At 72.7% G+C, this 19,595-nt stretch carries 12 protein-coding genes and 1 tRNA gene; 5 read left to right on the top strand and 8 right to left on the bottom strand.

Features of this window, described 5'->3' with window-relative positions:
• Positions 1 to 139 precede the first annotated feature (139 nt).
• Genes ACH4E7_RS09320 through ACH4E7_RS09310 form a run of 3 tightly spaced genes read right to left on the bottom strand, consistent with a single transcriptional unit; the run spans position 140 to position 6,183 of the window.
• Positions 140 to 1,483, bottom strand: a complete 1,344-nt coding sequence (locus ACH4E7_RS09320) for a threonine/serine exporter ThrE family protein (protein ID WP_396248384.1) — start codon at positions 1,481 to 1,483, stop codon at positions 140 to 142.
• A complete protein-coding gene (locus ACH4E7_RS09315) occupies positions 1,480 to 3,267 on the bottom strand; it encodes an aminotransferase class V-fold PLP-dependent enzyme (RefSeq protein ID WP_396248383.1) in 1,788 nt (595 codons plus the stop codon). The genes ACH4E7_RS09320 and ACH4E7_RS09315 overlap by 4 nt, the downstream gene beginning before the upstream one ends.
• A gap of 57 nt (positions 3,268 to 3,324) precedes the next feature.
• On the bottom strand, positions 3,325 to 6,183 hold the full coding sequence (locus ACH4E7_RS09310) for a BREX system ATP-binding domain-containing protein (RefSeq protein ID WP_396248382.1): 2,859 nt from the start codon (positions 6,181 to 6,183) through the stop codon (positions 3,325 to 3,327).
• Between the two features lie 106 nt (positions 6,184 to 6,289).
• Here ACH4E7_RS09310 and ACH4E7_RS09305 point away from each other — a divergent pair, with 106 nt between their 5' ends.
• Positions 6,290 to 9,166: an AAA family ATPase gene (locus ACH4E7_RS09305; protein WP_396248381.1), complete on the top strand. Its 2,877-nt coding sequence runs from the start codon at positions 6,290 to 6,292 to the stop codon at positions 9,164 to 9,166.
• Between the two features lie 52 nt (positions 9,167 to 9,218).
• Here ACH4E7_RS09305 and ACH4E7_RS09300 read toward each other — a convergent pair whose 3' ends face one another.
• The 4 genes from ACH4E7_RS09300 to ACH4E7_RS09285 all read right to left on the bottom strand — a co-directional run bounded on the left by ACH4E7_RS09300 (position 9,219) and on the right by ACH4E7_RS09285 (position 14,345).
• Positions 9,219 to 11,432, bottom strand: a complete 2,214-nt coding sequence (locus ACH4E7_RS09300) for an MMPL family transporter (protein WP_396248380.1) — start codon at positions 11,430 to 11,432, stop codon at positions 9,219 to 9,221.
• Between the two features lie 68 nt (positions 11,433 to 11,500).
• On the bottom strand, positions 11,501 to 12,076 hold the full coding sequence (locus ACH4E7_RS09295; RefSeq protein WP_396248379.1) for a sigma-70 family RNA polymerase sigma factor: 576 nt from the start codon (positions 12,074 to 12,076) through the stop codon (positions 11,501 to 11,503).
• Positions 12,077 to 12,402: 326 nt separating this feature from the next.
• Positions 12,403 to 14,061: a monocarboxylate uptake permease MctP gene (gene mctP, locus ACH4E7_RS09290; protein WP_396248378.1), complete on the bottom strand. Its 1,659-nt coding sequence runs from the start codon at positions 14,059 to 14,061 to the stop codon at positions 12,403 to 12,405.
• Positions 14,058 to 14,345: a DUF3311 domain-containing protein gene (locus ACH4E7_RS09285; protein WP_396248377.1), complete on the bottom strand. Its 288-nt coding sequence runs from the start codon at positions 14,343 to 14,345 to the stop codon at positions 14,058 to 14,060. Before ACH4E7_RS09285 ends, mctP begins: the two co-directional genes overlap by 4 nt.
• A gap of 1,072 nt (positions 14,346 to 15,417) precedes the next feature.
• Between ACH4E7_RS09285 and ACH4E7_RS09280 the strand changes: the two genes are divergently transcribed.
• The 4 genes from ACH4E7_RS09280 to ACH4E7_RS09265 all read left to right on the top strand — a co-directional run bounded on the left by ACH4E7_RS09280 (position 15,418) and on the right by ACH4E7_RS09265 (position 18,637).
• A tRNA-Thr gene (locus ACH4E7_RS09280) sits at positions 15,418 to 15,504 on the top strand.
• A gap of 185 nt (positions 15,505 to 15,689) precedes the next feature.
• Positions 15,690 to 15,845, top strand: a complete 156-nt coding sequence (locus tag ACH4E7_RS09275) for a hypothetical protein (protein WP_396248376.1) — start codon at positions 15,690 to 15,692, stop codon at positions 15,843 to 15,845.
• A gap of 18 nt (positions 15,846 to 15,863) precedes the next feature.
• Positions 15,864 to 17,717 carry an ABC transporter ATP-binding protein gene (locus ACH4E7_RS09270; protein ID WP_396248375.1) on the top strand — a complete coding sequence of 618 codons (1,854 nt, stop codon included), beginning with the start codon at positions 15,864 to 15,866 and terminating at the stop codon, positions 17,715 to 17,717.
• A 71-nt stretch (positions 17,718 to 17,788) separates the two neighbouring features.
• Positions 17,789 to 18,637 carry a protein kinase gene (locus ACH4E7_RS09265; protein WP_396248374.1) on the top strand — a complete coding sequence of 283 codons (849 nt, stop codon included), beginning with the start codon at positions 17,789 to 17,791 and terminating at the stop codon, positions 18,635 to 18,637.
• Between the two features lie 59 nt (positions 18,638 to 18,696).
• On the opposite strand, the gene ACH4E7_RS09260 is transcribed toward ACH4E7_RS09265, so the two are convergent.
• On the bottom strand, positions 18,697 to 19,542 hold the full coding sequence (locus ACH4E7_RS09260; protein ID WP_396248373.1) for a hypothetical protein: 846 nt from the start codon (positions 19,540 to 19,542) through the stop codon (positions 18,697 to 18,699).
• Between the last annotated feature and the right edge of the window lie 53 nt (positions 19,543 to 19,595).

Here is a 19,595-nt window from a genome sequence, read left to right as displayed (position 1 = left end):
GCCGAAAAGCGGGGCTCCCCTGATTGGGCTAGCTGGACGTCGCTGGCCGGGACGGTGACCTGGCCTTGGCGGCAGGAGCCCAGTACACATTCAGTACACACCGCTTTTCGCGAGGAGCAGCCGGAAGGTCGGCTGGCGGTCAATGTGAGGTCGGGAGCCGCCGAACTGCCCCCTGGTGGGCCGTTCTGGGGGCGACCTGGTCGGCGGCGGTGTGTCCGAGGGTGAGGCCGGCTGCGATGGCCAGGCCGATGGCCGCGGCTTGGCCGATGGTCAGGAGCCCAGGAGCGAGCTGGCCGTGGCTGAGGTGGAGCATGCCTTGGTAGATGGTGTAGCCGGGAGCGAGCGGTGCGATGCCCGCGATGGTGAGCAGCAGGGCCGTGGTGTTGGTGCGGCGTGCGAGGGTCTGAGTGGCGAGGCCGACGAGGGTGGCCGCGACTGCTGCGGCCAGGGGCGGTGGAAGGCGGAATTCCTGCCAGAGCACGAGGTGGACGGTCCAGGCCAGCGCGCCGGCCAGGCCGGCTGTGAGCAGGTTCCACCGAGTCCCCTGGAGGCAGAAGGCCAGGCAGACGCAGACCATCGTCGCGGCCAGGATCTCCGGGGGGAGTGCGGCCCAGCCGTGCAGGGCGAAGCCGTCCGGCTGGACCTGCGGGGCCCGCAGCCCGGAGTGTGCTGCGACGTAGAGGGCCGCTCCCACGCCGGCGACGATCGCCGCGACGGCCATCGCCACTTCCAGGGCGCGCGCCGCAGCGGTGACCAGGTAGCCCGCGATGGCGTCCTGCACCCCGCTGACGAAGGCCAGGCCCGGCAGCAGCATCGCAATCCCGCCCGCAACGACCAGCGGTGCCTGGGTGGTCGTGCCGGTGAGGAAGAGCCCCGTCGCGGTGGCGGTGGCGACCGCTCCGCCCAGGACCACCTGGTGGAAGTCGGGCACGCCGCGGCGCGACAGGTAGATGTTCGCGCGGTCGATGAAGGCGGCCACCACGGCGGCGGCGGCGAACACCGTCGGCCCGCCGCCCAGCATCACGGTGAAGAAACCGCCCAGGCCCGCCCAGGACAGGGTGACCTGCCAGGCGGGGTGGGCCGGTCGGGCGGCCTCGATCTGCGCCAGGCGGGACCGCGCCGCGCGGACGTCCAGGCGACCCCGCCCGACCTGCTCGACGAGGCGGTGGACGGCGTCGATGCGCGAGTAGTCCAGCGTGGCGGTGCGCACGACCCGAACCTCGGTCATGGGCACCGCGCGCGGCCCGCTGCGGTAGGACAGCGAGAGGGCGCCGGCGGTGACGTCCGCGGTGCATCCGTGGAGTCCCATGCCCGCCGCCATCGCGGTCGCCGTCGCCACGACGTCGGCGGCCGGTGCGCCGTTGGCCAGCAGTAGTTCACCGGTGCGCAGGGCGAGCAGCAGGAGCTCGCCCGGGTACTCGTCCGCCGGGGGAGCCAGGCGGGTGAACCGACGGACGGGCACCGGCTGCTGCGCGGGGGTCATCGGGCCGCACGCCCCTCGGGCAGAAGGCAGACCTCGGCGATGGCGAAGTGGCGGAGCGTCTCGAAGTTCTCGGGCAGGCCGAGGCGGCCTTCGGGGATGTGTCCGGGACGTTCGGCGAAGAGGCCACGTGCGTGGGCGAGGTAGCCGGCCAGCGCCTCCTCGCCGTGGTGGAGCCTGCCTCCGGGGGCGTTCGGGGTGTCGACAAGGAAGTCGGCCAGGCTCAGCGGGGGTTCCTGCGGGGCGAGGCGGTGGCGCCAGAGGCCGGCGTCGAGGGTGAAGCGGTAGTCGGTGAGCAGGCGGTGGCCGTGGGTGGCGATGAGCTCGACCGCCTCGATGACGAAATCCCGGACGGTGTCGGACATGAAGTACGGGAGGCTGATCCGGGTCCAGCCGGGCTTGATGCCTTCGTGGCCCTGCTCGACGATCTCCTCGCGCAGGGCCGCCGAGTGGTCGTCGCCGATGTCCAGCAGCCGGTGCCCGTACGGGCCGGCGCATGAGCAGCCGCCGCGGGCCTGGATGCCGAACAGGTCGTTGAGCAACGCGACCACGAAGTTGTGGTGCAGATAGCGGTCCTGGTGCCGGATCAGGAAGGAGACCAGGGGCAGGCGTCGCACGTGGGTGGGGCCCAGGATGACGATGTTCGGGTTCTGCCGCCAGCGGGTCAGGACCGCCTCCCGGGCCCGCTCCTCCCGGGCGTGGATCAGCTCGGTGCCGACCGCCTCCTTGATCCCGAAGGCGAGACCGGCGCGGATCGACTCGACGATGGCGGGGGTGCCGCCCTCCTCCCGGGCGACCACGTCGTCGAGGTAGTACTGGTGCTGGGGGTCCACGAAGGCCACGGTGCCGCCGCCCGGCATGGTGGGTACGCGATTGCGGATGAGGCTTCGCCGGACGATGAGCACGCCAGGGGACTGCGGGCCTCCGACGAACTTGTGGGGTGAGAGGAAGACGGCGTCCTTGTGGTCGATCCGGCCCGGTGCCGACTCGGTGACACGGATGGGCACGTACGGGCCGGCCGTGGCGAAGTCCCAGAAGGACAGCGCTCCGTGAGCGTGCAGCAGGGCGGCGATGCGGTCGGCGTCGGTGAGGATGCCGGTCACGTTGGAGGCGGCCGAGAAGCTGCCGATGCGCAGTGGCCGGTCCATGTAGCGGGCGAGCTGGGTGCGCAGGTCGTCCTCGTCGATACGGCCGTCCGCATCCAGCTTGATGACCACGACGTCGGCGACTGACTCCCGCCAGGGCAGCTCGTTCGAATGGTGTTCGTAGGGGCCGACGAAGACGACGGGCCGTTGGTCCGCGGGAATGGCGTGCGCCGGGCCGTACCGCTCGGCCAGCCCGACCGGACTCTGCAGCTCCAGGAGGCCGATGAGCTTGTTCACGGCCGCCGTGGTCCCCGACCCGCAGAAGAGCACGACGTGGTCGTCGGTGCCGCCGACCGCGCGGTGGATCAGCCGGCGGGCGTCCTCGCGCAGGCGGGAGGTCTGCAGCCCGGTCGCGGAGCTCTCGGTGTGGGTGTTGGCGTAGTGGGGGAGGACCGCCGAGCGCAGCCAGTCCTCGACGAAGTCCAGCGAACGCCCGGAAGCCGTGTAGTCGGCGTAGGTGATCCGCCGGGGCCCGTACGGGCCCTGCAGCACCTCGCCGTCACCGATGAGGCCGTCCCGGATCCGGGCCAGCAGCGCCGTGGCCGGGCTGGTGGCCGGGCTGCTGCGGCGAGGCCGACGGATCAGTCCGAACGGCTTCCTGAGGGTCGTGAGGACAGTGCCTGCTTCCGTGCTTTCTTCCACGGACCGCCTTACGACGGGTGCTGGCCGAAGGTTCAGCGTGACTGTGGCCACACACAGTCACGATCGGCGGCCTTCCTCCTGGAGGCGGTCCTGCCGGGCGGCCTCGGCGGCGATCTCGACCCTCGACCGGAAGGAGAGCTTGGTGAGGATGTGCGAGACGTGGGTCTGGACCGTCCGGGGGGAGAGCATCAGTTCTGTGGCGATCTCCGGGTTGGACCGGCTGTCGGCGATCCGGCGGGCGACGCGCAGTTCCGTCGGGGTCAGGCTGTCCCAGCCGGAGGTGGCCCGGGCCCGGGGGCCACGCGCGCCGAGGCGGATCCCGGCCGCTCGCAGCCGGGTCCGTGCCCGGCGCAGCCCCCAGGCGGCACCGAGCGCGCCGTAGGCGGTCACCGCCTGCTCCAGTCGGAGTCTGGCCTCCGCCGAGCGCCCCTGCCGGGCCAGCAGCTCGGCCGCGTCCTCCAAGGCGTTGGCCTGTCGCAGCGGACGGGAGGCGGCCGCGTAGTGGTCGGCGGCTGCCAGCAGGGGCGCCGGATCGGCTTCGAGCAGTGCGGCGGCGTGCCGGGCGGTGTGCTCCCAGGAGGCGATGCCGGGCCCTCGGGACGGCGCGGTGCCGGCGAGGGTGGCGGCGGCCTCGGCGGTCGCGCGGTCACCGACCGCCAACGCCAGCCGGACGACGGTCGGCAGCCATTCGAAGGGGTCCTCCGGGCCCGTCACGAGCTGCGGGTCGAGGACGGGCAGCAGGGCTGCCAGGGCCTGGTCCGGTCGCCCGGCGCGTTCGGCGGAGATCGCACGCGCCATCAGGAGCCAGTGGGCGGCTGCGCGGTCGGCGGGAGTCTGCGGTGCGTGGTCCCGCAGGAGTCCCAGCTGCGCCTCGCACGTGGACGCGTCGTCCTGGAGGCCGGCCACCAGCGCGGCCAGGCCGCGTGCCTGGACGGCCGCGTGCCGGAATTCCTCCTCGCCCAGGTGCTCGATCTCGGCGAGGGCCTCGTCCCACTGCCCGGTGCGGAAGCGGTGGGCTGCGATCGCGACCGTCGGGCCCTGGCCGTACGCCTGGGTGGGGTAGCCGAAGCGGCGGATCTCGGTGATCTCGTCCTCGGCCTCGGGGATGCGGTCCTGGAGGCCTGCGATCACCAGCCGTTGCGTCCGGAGCAGACTCTCGACCCGGGGATGCGGGGCCCCGGCGCAGAGCGCCAGGCCGCGCCGGCTCAGTTCGAGGGCGCCGTCCAGGTCGCCGTCCTCGACCCGGGCCAGCACCACCTGCATCCAGGAGGCGTAGGCGACGGCGAAGCACTCGCCCGAGCGTTCACCACCGGCCACCGCGGCGGCTGCCGTCTCGGCGGCCTGGTCGGGCCGGTCCGACCGGAACAGGTAGAAGGAGTTCTCGGCCTGCAACCGCGCCCTGGACCGCTCACTGATGCCCACGATCGCGGTGGCGGCGGTCAGCAGCTCGGCGGCATCCCGGGCCCCGGTGCCGGTCGACGAGCGGGCATGGAGCGTCTCGCCGAGCATCCAGGAGGCCTCGGCCGCGACATCGGGCGCGCAGGACGGTACGGCCAGCAGCTGACGCGCAGCCACTTCGGCTTCGTCGGGCCGACCCAGCGCGTTGAGCGCCTCGACCGTACGCAGGCGCAGGTCGGTCCGATCCCTTGCCGGACCGTCCCCGTCGATTGCCTGCGTCAGCAGTTCCAGCGCGACACCCGGTGAGCGGGTGACCAGTTCGCGGGCGTGCCGGGTGATCCAGCCGTGCAGCCACGCGTCGGTGGCCATGGACGCCGAGTGGATCAGATGGCCGGCCACCTGGTCGAGCGGCGCACCAGCCAGATCGAGCGCCTCCGCCGTCTGCCGGTGCAGTGCCCCGCGCATGGCCTGCGGGGTGCTCTCCACGAGCGCCTGCCAGATCATGTGGTGCCGGAACCTGAGCCGCTCTCCGGCCGGGTCCAGTACGCCGGCGGCGAGTGCCTCCTCAAACACCGGAACCAGGGCGACCAGCGAACGGCGCGACACCGCCGCGAGGTCGGCGGGCCGGAACTCGATGCCCAGCACGGCGGCGATCCGAAGGGCCGCGCGAAGCTCGGCGGACAGCCGCTGGACCCGATCGGTGATCGCCGCCCCGAGCGAGAGGTCGTGCTGTCCGGGCGTGAGCTCGTACCCGTGCCGCCCCTCGGTCAGTCCGCCTTGCCGGCGGAGCAGAGCCGTCAGCTCGGTGAGGTGGAGCGGATTGCCACCGGCCCGGTCGAGCGCCCCCAGCACGGACGCGCCTACCGGGCCGCCCAGCTGACCGGCCGCCAGAGCGGCCGCCTCGGACGGGGCCAGCGGTTCCAGATCCATCACGAGGCCACCACCGCGCTGCACCGTGTGCAGGACGAGGGCCTCGGTGTCGGCGCCGGTGCCGGGCGTCACGGAGGCCGCCACTACGAGCGGAAAGTGTTCGGCATGGCGGGCGATCCGTAGCCAGAGCGTCGCCGAGGCGTCGTCCGCCCGGTGGAGGTCGTCCACCACGACGAGCACCGGGTCGGTCGCGCACTGCTGTTCCACCACCTGGAACAGCCGCTCCGCGGTGGCCGGCACCGGATCCGTCCCCACGCCGGCCGCGTGCCGGGCCGGGGCCGCCACCGCGGCTCGGTGCTCCGCCCGCAGCTGCCCGGAGCACGGCTGGTCCCGCTCCAGGAGGTCCAGGAACGTCCCCAGCGGGAAGTGCCGCTCCGACTCGTTCGCCGTGCTCCAGAGCACCGCGAAGCCCGACTCCCGGGCGCGGTCGGCGCATGCCCGCAGTAGGGCGGACTTCCCGATCCCGGCCTCACCACGGAGCAGGACAGCACGTCCCCGGCCGGCTGCGGCGGCGGAAAGGACATCGTTGAGCTGTGAGGACTCGGCCCTGCGACCGATCAGCGCTGCGGTCGCCCCGGTGGTTCTCATTCTGGGAATTATCGCATTGGCCGGCTTTCGTCAGGTTTCGGGACTTCGTACCGGCAGGAGCCCCGCCCGAAGAAGCCGTACCCGTGGGTCTGGGAGACTGGCCCGCATGCCGGGCCAGCCCGGCAAGCGCGAGCCCGAGGCGCTGAGCAGCTGTGATGGTCGGGCGACGGTGAAGTGGATCTTGATGGTAGTGACAGTGCAGGGCCGTGCCGCCGAGCGGGCGCGCCTTGAACTCATGGTTCGGCGACTGACCGAGGGCCGGGGCCAGGCGATGGCGCTCCGCGGTGAGCCGGGTATCGGGAAGTCGGCGGTGCTCGGCCTCGTCGATGCCCTGTGCCGGTCCGCCGGGATCACGGTTCTGCGCGGCGCGGCCAGTGAGATCGACCGGTCGGTGCCGTTCGCCGTGCTGAGCGAGTGCCTCGACGCGGGCGCCGCCGAACACCCGGGGGTCGTCCGGATCCGCGGTCTGCTGCGGGGTGACGAGCGGGTCGGGGCGCCGGCCGGCGCCGTCGGCCAGGAGTTCCTGATCGCCGAGGCCATCCTGTCGACCCTGGACGACTGGTGCTCGACCGAGCCGCTGGCGCTGTTGGTGGACGACCTGCACTGGGCGGACCCGGCCAGCCTGGCGGTCATCCGCCGGCTGACCCGCGCTCTGGACCAGCTGCCGCTCCTGGTGGTGGTCACGTGCCGGCCCACGCCGGACACCGCCACCGTCACCGGGTTGCTGCGCGACCTGGCGGAGTCCGGCGTCCCGATCACCGATCTCGCTCCGCTGGCCGAAGCCGAGGTCGCCGCCCTGGTCGCCGACCTCGCCGGTGGCCTGCCGGGTGACCGGCTGAGGTCCCTGGTCGCGGGTGCGGCAGGCAACCCGCTCTACGCGGCGGAGCTGGTTCGGGCGCTGTCCGGTGCCGGCCGGATCGAGCTGCAGGGCTCGACCGCGGAGATCGGCCCGGAGACCTCCCTCGTGCCGGCCTCACTGAGTGCGACGATCCTCCATCGGATCGACTCCCTGAGCGTGCCGACCCGCGAGATGCTCCGCCTGGTGGCACTGCTCGGCCGCGCGTTCACCGCGGCCGAGATGACCACCGTCCTCCAACTCCCGGCCACCGACCTGGTCGAGCCGGTGGTGGAGGCGCTCGCGGCGGGAGTGCTGGAGGAGCGCGGAGGCGGATTCGCGTTCCGGCACGACCTGATCCGCCAAGCAGTGGTGGAGAGCCATTCCCAGGCGGTCCGGACCGCTCTGCACGAGCAGATCGGGGTCTCGCTGGCCGAGGCGGGTGCGCCCGTCGAGCAGGTCGCCGAGCACGTACTGGAGGCCGGCCGACTGGGACCGCGGGACCTGGCTTGGCTGCGCGTCTCGCTGGATCCGCTGCTGGTGCGAGCGCCGGTGCTCGCGGTCGAGCTGCTGCGCCGTGCCACCGCGACGGCGAGTGCCGGCTTCCAGGACCTGCACTTCGAACTCGTCCGGGCACTGCTCTGGGCCGGACTGCCGGCCGAAGCCGAACAGGCCGCCAGAGCCGCACTCGCGCGCCCCCTCCCGGTCGACCGGGAGGGCATGGTGCGCGGGTGGCTCGCGCAGGCGCTCCTGCAGCAGGGGCTGCTGCCGGGGACGGTCGCCGAGGTCCGCTCGGCGCTCGCCCTGGAACGCCTCCCCCGGAACCAGGCGGCGCTGCTCCACGCGCTGGAAGCACAGACCCTCCACCTCATGATCCGTCCGGAGGAGGCGGAACGGGCCGCGCTCCTGGCGGTGCGGAACGGGCGGGAGAGCGGCGACGGCTTCGCGACGGCGTACGGTCTCACGACCCGGGCCGCCGTCCTGCTGGTCACCAGGCGGGTCGAGGAGGCCCTCGCCCTCACCAGCGAGGCCCTCGACCTGCTGGGAGAGGCGGGAACTTCGTCCGACGTCCAGCTCTCCCCGCTGCTGGCCCGGGGCTACTGCCTGGCCGACCTCGACCGGCCGGCAGAGGCGCACGCGGACTTCCGCGCGGGCGCCAGGGAGAGCGAGCGGGCCGGTGTGGCGCTGCTGCCCTGGTACCAGTCCGCCATCGCCAACCTTGAATACCTGCGCGGGAATTGGGACGACGCTCTGGCCGCCGTCCAGAGCGGTCTGGACACCGTCGACCCCTTGGACGTCGGCCCCGATCTGCGCGCGATCGCCGCGCAGATCCACGTACGCCGAGGGCAGCGCAGCGAGCACACCGACGTGATCATGGCTCAGGCCGACGACCTGCGCGCGCACTCCTACACGGAGTACCTGCACTGGTGGGTACGAGCCCTGGTACGGGACACCGAGGGCGACCTCGCAGGGGCCTTCGGCCTCCTCGAACCGTTTCTGTGGCGGTCGGGCGAGCTGCGGAGGGTGGTGACCCTCGATCACCTCTTCCCGGACGCCGCCCGGATGGCCTTCGGCCTGGGCCGCTCGGACCGGCTGACCGCGCTCGCCGCGTCCGCCCAGGAGCTGGCCGACCACCAGCCGTCCCCGAACAAGCTCGGCACCGCCGCGCTCTGCCGGGGGCTGGCGGAGGCGGACAGCTCCCTGCTGGCCGAATCCGCCACGGCCTACCGAGCGGCGGGGCGCCCGCTGTACGTGGCGTTCGCCCGCGAGAACGAGGCCGTCCTGCTGGCCCGCGCCGGCGCGGCGGACCGGGCCGCCGCCGCGTCGGCCGAGGCCGTCGACGGTTACCTCGCACTCGGCGCCTCCTGGGACGCCCGCCGGACGCGGCAGCGCCTGCGGGCGGAGGGAGTCACCGTCAGGAGCCGGAAGGCGGCCGCCAGGAGCGAGACGGGCTGGGAGGCGCTGAGCGGGACCGAGCGCACAGTGCTGGCCATGGTCGCGGAGGGCTGCTCCAACCCGCAGATCGCCGAGCTCCTGTACATCTCCCGGCGGACGGCGCAGCTGCATGTGTCGCGCATCATGGCGAAGCTCGGCGAATCCTCGCGGGTGGGGCTCGCGGTGACGGCGGCGCTGCGACAGTCGCAGTGAGCCACGGGGTGCGGCGCGGGCGCGTCGGCGCCGCACCCCCTGGCGGGCCTGGCTAGTCGTGCGAGAACCGGAGGTTCGGCAGGAGCCGGCCGAGCCAGGCCGGCGTCCACCAGGCGGCGCCTCCGGTCAGCCGGAGCAGGACGGGCAGCAGGACCAGACGGACGAGGGCCGCGTCGAGCAGCACCGCGAGGCCCAGGACGATGCCCATCTCCTTGGGCGGCAGCGGACCGGAGAGCGCGAAGGTGAAGAACACCGCGACCATCACGGCTGCCGCCGCGAAGATCACCCGCCCGGAGTGGGCCAGCGCGCCGACCATCGCCTCGCGCGGGTCGCCGCTGCGCTCGTAGTGCTCCTTGGCGGAGGCGAGCAGGAAGACGGTGTAGTCCATCGCGATCGCGAAGATCATCGCGAAGAAGAACACCGGCGCCCACCCGTCCAGGAACCCCTGCGGAGTGAAGCCGAGCAGTCCTGCCCCGTGCCCGTCCTGGAAGACGAGCCGGGCGGCGCCGAAGGCGGCGGTCGTGGCGAGCAGGTTGGTGACGGTGCCGAGCAGGGCGACCAGCGGCGCCTGCAGGGCCAGCAGGAGCAGCACGAAACCGAGCGTCAGGATGACTCCGACGACCAGCGGGGTCCTGGCGTCCAGGACATCCTGCAGGTCGAGGTTCTCGACGGCGGCGCCGCCGACCAGGGCCTGTCCGGGCAGGTGCCCGCGCAGGTCGGCGACGGTCGCCCGCAGGGCCGGGTCCGAGGGATCGGCGGCCGGGACGGCCTGGATGAGCGCCAGGCCGGAGCCGTCGGCCGCGTTCGCCGTCGGCAGCACGACCGCCACCCCCGGGGTGTGCTTGAGGACGGCGGCGGCCTGCTCGGCCTGGGCCACGGGAGTCAGGATCTGGAGGGCGCCGGGAGCACCTGTGCCGAACGCCTTCTGAACGGCGACGTAGCCCGTGCGGGCCGAGGAGTCCGCCGGGATGACGGTGATCGACGGCATGGCGGTGCGCAGCCCGATCACCGGCGCGGCGAGTGCCAGCAGGGCGAGCAGGGCCGGGGCGCCGTACCGCAGCGGGTGCGCCCACAGCCGGGCGGCCCACGCGGCGAAGCGGGGCGAGCCGGCGGCGTCCTGGCGGCGGGTGAACGGCAGCGCCGCCGCGTCGACCCGGGCGCCGAGCCTGCCGAGGACGGCGGGCAGCAGCGTCAGGGTTGCGGCCAGGACGAACGTGACCGCGATCATGATGCCGAGCGCCATGGACCGGAAGGCGGGTGACGGGACGAGCAGGACCGCGGAGAGGCTGACCAGGACGGTGACACCAGACAGCGCGACGGCCTTGCCGGCGGTGTCCATGGTCTCGCCGACGGCACGCCGGGCGTCGCCGTGGCGGGCGAGCGCCCCACGGAACCGGACGACGATGAACAGGGCGTAGTCGATGCCCAGGGCGAGGGCGAACATCATTGCGAAGTTCATCGCCCAGATCGACGTCGGCGTCAGGTGGTTGAGCAGCACCAGCGCACCGGCCGAGGCTGCCAGGCCTGCCATGGTGAGCAGCAGCGGGAGTCCGGCGGCGATCAGCGAGCCGAACGCCAGCACCAGGATCGCGAGCGTCACCGGCCACGACAGCATCTCCGACTGCATCATCGCGTCGTGGTTGGCGGAGTTGAAGTCGCTCCACAGGACGGAGGCGCCCGTGGCGCTCACCTGGACACCGGCCCCGGACAGTGCCCCGAGCGGACCCTTCAGGTCGTCCGCCGCACGGACCATGGCGTTGGTGTCGGCCTTCGCGCCGGCCAGCACGACTTCGGTGCGCCCGTCGGGGCTTATCGTGGCGCCGGGTTGGGGCGGCACCACTTCGCCGATCCGCGGGTCGGCCGTCAGCAGCGCCGTCGCCCGGCCGAGGACCTGCTGGACGGCGGGGTCGGTCACCGGCCGGTCGGCGACGATGACGACCTGGAGGGCCGAGGAGGCGTTTCCGTCGAAGTGCTGCCGGGCGAGTTCGCGGACGCGGACCGACTCCGAGCCGTTGGCCTGCCAGCCGGCGCCTGCCAGCGAGGAGGTCACCTGCGGGGCGAAGGCGCCGAGCCCGGCGACCACGACGAGCCAGAGCACGGTGACCAGCCGCAGCCGGCTCGCAGCCCAGAGGCCGAGACGGCCCAGCAGGCCTGGCGGGCCGCTCCGTTCGGGACGACGGCTCCCATGCTCGCCCCCCGTCGCACGGGGATTCCCGGACAGCGCCGGGCCGTCGTGCGGAGCGTGCGAGTGATCAGTCGTTGTCATGCGGGTCTCCAAGGGTGGCAGGTGTGGGCAGGGGGGTTCCGGTCGGGACGCCGGACGGAGCGCGTCGGTCAGGTGACCGGCTGGTGCTCCCGCAGGGTCGACCTGAGAGAGCGGAGGGCGTAGTGGCACCGGGATTTGACGGTGCCCGGGGGCACGCCGAGGATCTCGGCGGCGGCGTTGACGGAACGGTTCTCGAAGTAGACCTGGGTGACCACGGCGCGATGACGATCGCTCAGGGACTCCAGCGCCTCGCGGACCCACCAGCTCGTCAGGAGTACGTCGATCTCGTCCGCGACCGCGCTCTCGCCGATGACCACGTCGAGGTCGTCGGAACCGACCTCGACGGGCCTGCGCCCGCGTGAGCGCAGCTGGTCGATGAGCAGGTTCCGGGCGACTCGGTAGAGCCAGGGCAGCGCCGTCCGGTGGTCCGCGGACAGGATCTCGGGGTGGTGCAGGGCGCGTATGAAGGTCTCCTGCGTGAGGTCCTCGGCCAGCTGCGGATCCCCGAAGGTCCGCTTGGCGAGGTAGGACAGGACCGCAGGTCGGTGCATGGCGCTCAGGTTGCGGAACTTGACCTCTGACATCCGGGCGGCGGTCGGGGAGCCGTTCACCTGCGTCGGCCCGCTCGGGGTGAGTGTTCTCATGAGGATCCTCGTGAGTTCGATGAGGGGTGGCTGTGCCGGTCGGGCCGACGATCGAGGTTTGCACCGGGGGGTGGAGGGGAACATCCGTCAGCCGAGTACGTTCGGGCGGCCCGGTGGCGGGGAACGCCGCCCTGATCGGCCGCACCAGGGCGTTGCAGCACGCGAGGATTCTCATCGGTCGGGCCGTCTGACCTGCGGATATGTGCCGGTCGGCGGATATCCGGCCGAGACCGCGCCGGTGCAGGGGCGCGGGTCGTGACCGGCGGTACCGAATGCAGAGGGGGCGACGCCGAACGGCGTCGCCCCCTCTGCTGTCCCCCCGGGTGTCAGCCGGCGGACGTCAGCGCCGGGACCGGCGCAGCCTTGGGGGCGCCCGCCGCCGACTCGTCCTCGGCCTCGGCGCGGTAGTCCTCCGGGCTGGTCTCGTCCTTGCCCTGCGGGGCGCCGAGGGCCCGCAGCAGCACGGTGAGGGCGAGCGCGACGAGCAGGTTGAGGGCGAAGGCGGTCAGGCCGATGTAGCCGGTCTCGCCGATGAACGGGATCACCGCGGTGCTGCCGCCGAAGTGCCTGGTGGCCGGGGTGGCGATCCCGTACGCCTGCCAGGTGCCGTACACCATGCCCACAGCCCAGCCCGCCAGCAGCGCCCACCGGTGGAACCAACGGGTGAACAGGCCTGCGGCGACGGTCGGCAGGGTCTGCAGGATCCACAGGCCGCCGAGCAGCTGGAGGTTGATCGGAAATTGCTTGTCCATGCCGACGACGAACGCCAGGGCGCCGAACTTGACCAGCAGGGAGGCGAGTTTGGCGACCTTGGTCTGCTGCTCCGGGGTGGCGTCCGGCTTCAGGAACTCCTTGTAGACGTTGCGGGTGAAGAGGTTGGCCGCTCCGATGGACATGATCGCGGCCGGGACGAGTGCCCCGATGCCGATGGCCGCGAAGGCCACGCCGGCGAACCAGCCGGGGAACAGCTTGTCGAACAGCTGCGGGATGGCCAGTTGGGGGTTGTAGCCCTTGACGCCCTGGCCGACGCCGGCGGTGACGGCCATGAAGCCGAGCAGCGCGAGCAGACCGAGCATCAGCGTGTAGGCCGGCAGGATGGCCATGTTGCGTCGCACCGTCCTCCGGGACTTCGCGGCGAGCACGCCGGTGAGGGTGTGCGGGTACATGAACAGGCCGAGTGCCGAGCCGAGCGCCAGCGTGGCGTACGCCCACTGGGCCTTGGGGCCGGGCACCAGTGAGCCGGTCGGCTGGTGGGTGACGGGGTTCACCGCCTGGAACTTGGCCGCGGCAGTGTCGAAGATGTGCCCGTAGCCGCCCAGCCGCATCGGGAGGTAGACCACCGCGACGATGATGACGATATAGACCAGGGTGTCCTTGACGAAGGCGATCACTGCTGGCGCCCGAAGGCCGGAGGAGTAGGTGTACGCGGCCAGCACCGCGAAGGCGATCAGTAGCGGCAGATCCCGGACCAGTGGGTTGGCGGCCTGGCCGCCGCCGATCCCCAGCACGTTCAACACCGTTTCCAGGCCCACTAGTTGCAGTGCGATGTAGGGCATGGTGGCGAGAATGCCGGTGAGCGCCATGGCCAGGCTCAGCGCCCGGGAGCCGTAGCGGCCGCGCACGAAGTCGGCCGGGGTGACGTAGCCGTGCACCCGGGCCACCGACCACAGCCTGGGCAGCAGCAGAAACACCAGCGGGTAGACCACGACCGCGTACGGCACCGACCAGAAGCCGGCCGACCCGGTGGCATACACGGCCGCCGGCACCGCGACGAAGGTGTAGGCGGTGTACACGTCGCCGCCGAGCAGGAACCAGGTCGCCCAGGTGCCGAACGAACGGCCGCCGAGGCCCCATTCGTGCAGGTCGAGAGCGTTGTCCGCCCGTCGCCAGCGTGCGGCCAGGAACCCGAGCACGGTCACCAGGGCGAGCAGCAGCAGGAACACCGTGAGCGCGGGGGCGTTCATCCCGTCGGCGAGGTGCGTCATCGGGCGTCACCGCCGTTCAGTGCCGCGCGGTGCTTCTCGTCCCGGGAGAGCAGCAGATGAGCCGCAGCGGTGAAGACCGCTGCCAGCGGCACCCACATCAGCTGGTACCAGTAGAAGAACGGCACCCCGCCGAGCGTCGGGGTCGGCTTGCTGTACGAGGAGACCCACAGCAACGCGACCACGGGTACGGCCAGCGCGATGCCTGCCAGGAGGCGCTCCGCGGTCAGCGCCGGCACCGGTTGCGAGCTCGGCTCCTCCACCATCAATGGGAAGTCGAATGACATGTGGGCAGCCTCCGGGCAGTTCGGGTCGAGTTCGGTTCTGCGGCCGAACAGTGCGGCAGCCTGGGCGGTCGGTCCGTCCGGGGCCCTCACGGCGTGATCCGGCCGGACCGACCGCACTTACGACCGGCCGCCCGCCGAGGTTCAAACCGGCGGACGGCTGTTCCAGGCCGTCCGAGGCAGACCTCGCAGCCCGGTTCGTCCGCTGCCCACAGTCGAGGAGACCGGCAGGCCGCGCCCGCCGAGAACATGCCGCTTGAAGGTGGGCAGTGCGAGGGGTCCGCACTCCGCGCCGCAGCGGTCCGCCAGAGGACACGGCGGCTGACCGGCATGTTCGAGTCCGGCGGCAGCTCAACGAGCCACTCGGCAGAGAGGGTCTTCGCTGGAGGGCGTAGCTGTTCTGCTCGTCACCCCTGGTGACCGTTGTAGTCGTACCGGTCGAGCGCGCTCACCGGGCGGCAGGACGCTGGAGGCCCCGGTTGGTTCCTTGCGGGGACGATCGGGGCCATACCTTCTGGGACGCGATGAGGACTACCCGCGATAGCGTGCGGCGGTTGCCGAGTGGACTCTGCGGAGTTCTCCGGGGTACGGATTCGGTATGCATGAGGGCGAGAAACGGCGGGAGAGCGGGAGAGTTGCCGAGGGCGATTTTCTCGGGTCAGACGGCCCGTCGGCCGCATTTGCGCACCCACCCATGAGGGTCAATGGGCAAAGCGATGGCCCCGGGCGCGTGTGAACCGTTCCCGGGGCGGCCTGGCGGTTGGCGGTCTCGGTCGCCGTGGTGGGAGGGGTCCGGTTGGAGCGCCCGGAGTCCGGGAGGGACGAGCGGGCGAGGACGAACGAGCTGGACGACGACGAGGCTCTGGGCGGGCAACTGCGGGTTGTCGCTGATTTCGGGGACAGCTCGCTCAACCTTTGCTGAGCTGAGGGCATGGCTGTCACCAAGCCCTATGAGCGGCAGGTCGTTTGGGTGTGAGCTCGACCGCGTGAGCGATGCGTGAGCGGATGGGGCAGCATGGGCAAGCCGGAGTTGGACCACGTAACCTGCCGCGTGGCGCTGACCTGCAGGTTCAGCGCCACGCGGCATCAGGCATCACGCCCCGTCATGATCCGGGTTCGTCTTGTAAAGCGGGGGTCGTCGGTTCGAACCCGACAGGGGGCTCAGCTTCCGGCGCAGGTCAGAGCGCCGAAGAACGCGGAACGCCCCGGGCCGATCACGGCCCGGGGCGTTCTCTCTGCATGGTGCGCGAGGCCCGTCGCCACCCGTGACCGCCTGGGCGCCGAATGCGACCCGCGTGCCTCACTGAGCACCCCGGCCCGCCCGTCCGTATCCCCGGGTGTGGGGGAGTGACCGAGAGAGAGGTGGCGGCGATGAGCATGCTCGCCAACCTCCTGCCGGCGATGCGGAACTCGCGCGAGCGGGCCGGTGCCGGCAAGGAGACCAGAGAGACGAAGGAGACGACCGGTCACCGCCGTCGGAGCCGCAAGCACACGCGGCACTGACGGCTGAACGCACCGGTCATGGTCCCGGGCCAGGACGAGCACGTGTGGTCGCTGCGACGGCTGACGGCCGTCGACGCGGGTGACGGCGACGGCCGGGCGGACCCGGTCGTCGCACCGGCCCCGGCCGTGTCGCTGCGGCGGACCTTCGCCCGGTTCTGGCCCTACACGCGCGGGGGACGGCGCTGGCTGGCCCTTCTGCTGGGGTTCGTCCTGCTCGGCCCGGTGGTCGACGTGGCCGCGATCTGGCTCTTCAAGGTCGTCGTCGACGAGGTGCTGGTGCCGCGCAGGCTCGGGCTGTTCCCGCCGGTCGCGCTCGGGTACGCCGGGCTGACCCTGGTGGCAGGGGGCCTGCGTTTCGCCGACGAGACGACCTCGGCCTGGGTCAGCGAGCGCTTCCTGCTCGCCCTGCGCACGGACGTGTTCCGGCATCTGCAGGGCCTGCCCCTGGGCTTCTTCGAGCGGCGGCGGCTCGGTGACGTACTGTCGCGGCTGACCGCGGATGTCGAGGCGGTCGAGACCTTCCTGCTCTCGGGTGTCCTCGACGCGGTCGCGTACGTCGCCGAGCTGGCCGTCTACCTGGGCGTGCTGTTCTCCCTGCGGTGGGACCTCGCGCTCACGGCGCTGGTGGTCGCACCGCTGTTCTGGATCACCGCCCGGCGCTTCTCGACGAAGGTGAAGGCGGCCTCCCGGGAACGGCGGCGCCGCAGCGGCTCGGTCAGCGCCCTCGCCGAGGAGACGCTGGGCGACATCGCGCTGGTGCAGGCGTACAGCCGGCAGGACTGGGAGCAGGAACGCTTCCGCCGGGAGAATCTGGCACGGTTCCGGGCGACCATGGCGGCGACCCGGCTGCGCGCCCTGTTCGCGCCGATCGTGGAGCTGCTGGAGCTGGTCGGCGCGCTGATCGTGCTCGGGCTGGGCGCCTGGGAACTCACCCGCGGCCGGCTCACCCTCGGCGAACTCCTGGTCTTCGTCGCCCTGCTGAGCCGGTTGTACAGCCCGATCCGGGGCATCTCGCGGCTCAGCAACGGCTTCTACTCGGCCTCGGCCGCCGCCGAGCGGATCATCGAACTGCTCGACCAGCAGCCGCAGGTGGCCGATCCGCCGACGCCGCTGCGCCCCGCCCGGGTGCGCGGCGCGGTGACCTTCGACGGGGTCTGGTTCCGCTACCCGGGCACCACCCGGGTGGCGCTGCACGACGTCTCCTTCCGCGCCGAACCGGGCGAGACGGTGGCGCTGGTCGGCGCGAGCGGGGCGGGCAAGTCGACCGTCGCCAAGCTGCTGCTGCGCTTCTACGACCCGGAGCGCGGAGCCGTCCGGCTGGACGGCATCGACCTGCGCGAACTGGCGCTGACCGACCTGCGGGGGCACATCGCCGTGCTGTTGCAGGAGACGTCGGTGACCCACGGCACCGTCCGGGAGAACATCGCCTACGGCCGGCCCGGCGCGACCGACGCGCAGGTGGTGGCCGCCGCCCGGGCCGCCGACGCCCACGAGTTCATCAGCCGGCTCCCGGAGGGCTACGACACGGTGGTGGGCCAGCACGGGCGGCTGCTGTCCGGCGGGCAGCGCCAGCGGATCGCGATCGCCCGGGCGGTGATCCGGGACGCCCCGGTGCTGCTGCTCGACGAGCCGACCACGGGCCTGGACCCGGAGTCCGGGCGGCGGATCCTGGAGCCGCTGGGGCGGTTGATGAACGGGCGGACCACGATCATCATCTCGCACAACCTGCTGACCGTACGGAACGCGGACCGGATCGTCCTGCTGCGCGAGGGCCGCGTCGCCGCCTGCGGCAGCCACGCCGAACTGCTCGTCCGGGACGACGGTTACGCCCGGCTCGACCGGGCCGCGACCCTGACCAAGGCGGGCGCGTGAGTGAGCGGAGCGAGCGAACAGCCGAGAGGTGCGTGTGGGCGAATGAGTGGCCGAGCCGTCAGGAGCGGCGCATGAGCACCCGCGAGCCGCTGCCCGCCGGGGCGGGGATCGCCCCCGGCTACCGGGTGTTGGCCCACTTGTGCCGCACCGGCTGGCTGGACGTCTACGACGCCTGGAGCGAGGAACGGGACTGCCGCTGCGTGGTCAAGGTGCTCCGGCCCGACCGCCGCCGCGACCGCAGGCTGCGCGAGCGTCTGCTCCGGGAGGGCCGCTGGCTGACCGAGTTCACCCACCCCCACCTGGTGCGCGGCTACGGCACCGGCGAACGCCCGCAGCCGTACGCGGTGTTGGAGACCCTCACCGGCGAGACCCTCGCCCACCTGCTCGACCGGCAGTCGCGCCGCCCGGCCGCCACCGACCTGGCCCTGCTCGGGCTGCACCTCTGCTCGGCGATGCGCTACCTGCACGGCAAGAACCTGCTGCACCTCGACCTCAAGCCCTCCAACATCGTGATCGACTGCCGCCGCGCCAAGGTGCTCGACCTGAGCATCGCCCGCCCGCCGGGCCCCGGCAGCCCGGGCGTCGGCACGGACGGCTACCTCGCTCCCGAGCAGGCCGCCGGCGCCCGCCTCACCGCCGCCGCCGACGTCTGGGGCATCGGCATCACCCTCTACGGGGCCGCCACCGGCGAACTTCCCTTCCATGGCGCACCGTTGGGCCCGGTCCCCCCGGTGTCCCGGCGCCGTCGCCTGCCCCGCCCGCTCGCCGGGGCGATCGACGCCAGCCTGCGCCTCGACCCGGCCGCCCGGCCGTCCCTGGCCCAACTGGCGGACACGTTGGACGACTTGCTCCCGCTGGGCCGCCGCGCCGCGCCGCCGAGCGAGCAGCGCGGCGGGTCTCACCCGGCGGCGGAGAGGTAGCCGAGGCGCCTCCGGCCGGCCGGCGAGCAGTGGACGGCGAACGGCCTCGGCTGACTGCCCTATCCGTCGCCCTGCTGACCGAACCGACGGCCTTGCGGAAGGCCGCGCAGTTGGCGCAAGGTCCAGCCCGTGGAGGTCGTGGTGAGCGTCCGGGTGTGCAGGGTGAAGAGCTCGGCGGCGCGCCGGTAGGAGAGGCGGGCGCGGCCGGTGTGCGGGCAGCGGTCGGCGGGCGGCGCGCCGGCCGGGGCGCGGCGGTCGGTGAGGAAGAGCGGACCCCCGGTGCGGCCGGCGATCAGCAGCGGGAGCAGCCGGGCGGTGCCGGACTGCCACCGGACGGAGGGGCGGTCGGGCCGGGGGTGGCTGCGGCGGCGGGGCAGGTCGAGTTCGTGGGTGTTCAGCGCGAGGACGGTCTCGATGGCGGCGCCGGACTCGTGCAGCAGGTGCCACAACGTCTGTTCGCGCAGCGGCACGCGCAGGGCGAACAGGGCGCGTAGCTGCTCCTCGGTCGGCGGGGCGGCGGCCTCGGTCGGTGCGGGCAGCGGGGCTGGCCGCAGTTCGACGGTCGGGTCGCCGTCGATCCAGCCCTGGGCCCGCCACCAGGCCACCGCCGCGCGCAGGGTGGAGAGCTCGCGGTTGAGCGTGCGCGGGTCGGTGTCGATCCCGCGCAGCACCACGGCGGCGCGCAGTCGCTCGGCGGCGTCCGGGTGGTCGAGCAGGGCGAGCGGGAGCACGGGCGGCCGGGCGCGCCGCCGCTCGGGGCCGGTGGGGGCGGACCGGTCGGCGAGCGCCCAGGCCCAGGTGTTCAGCGCGATCCGGTAGATCCGCCGGGAGCCCTCGGCGAGCCCGGAGGCGGCCAGGTAGCGCTCGACGGCGCGGCCGTATTCGACCGGGGGGAGTTCTGTCACGACCGCCTTCTTCCGCAGTAAATCACCGAATCCCATGCGCGCTCAGGATATCC

This window comes from Kitasatospora sp. NPDC018058, assembly GCF_044327205.1.
Classification (GTDB): Bacteria; Actinomycetota; Actinomycetes; order Streptomycetales; family Streptomycetaceae; genus Kitasatospora.
Note: the sequence above shows the minus strand (reverse complement) of the source record. Positions and strands in the feature narration are given on the sequence as shown.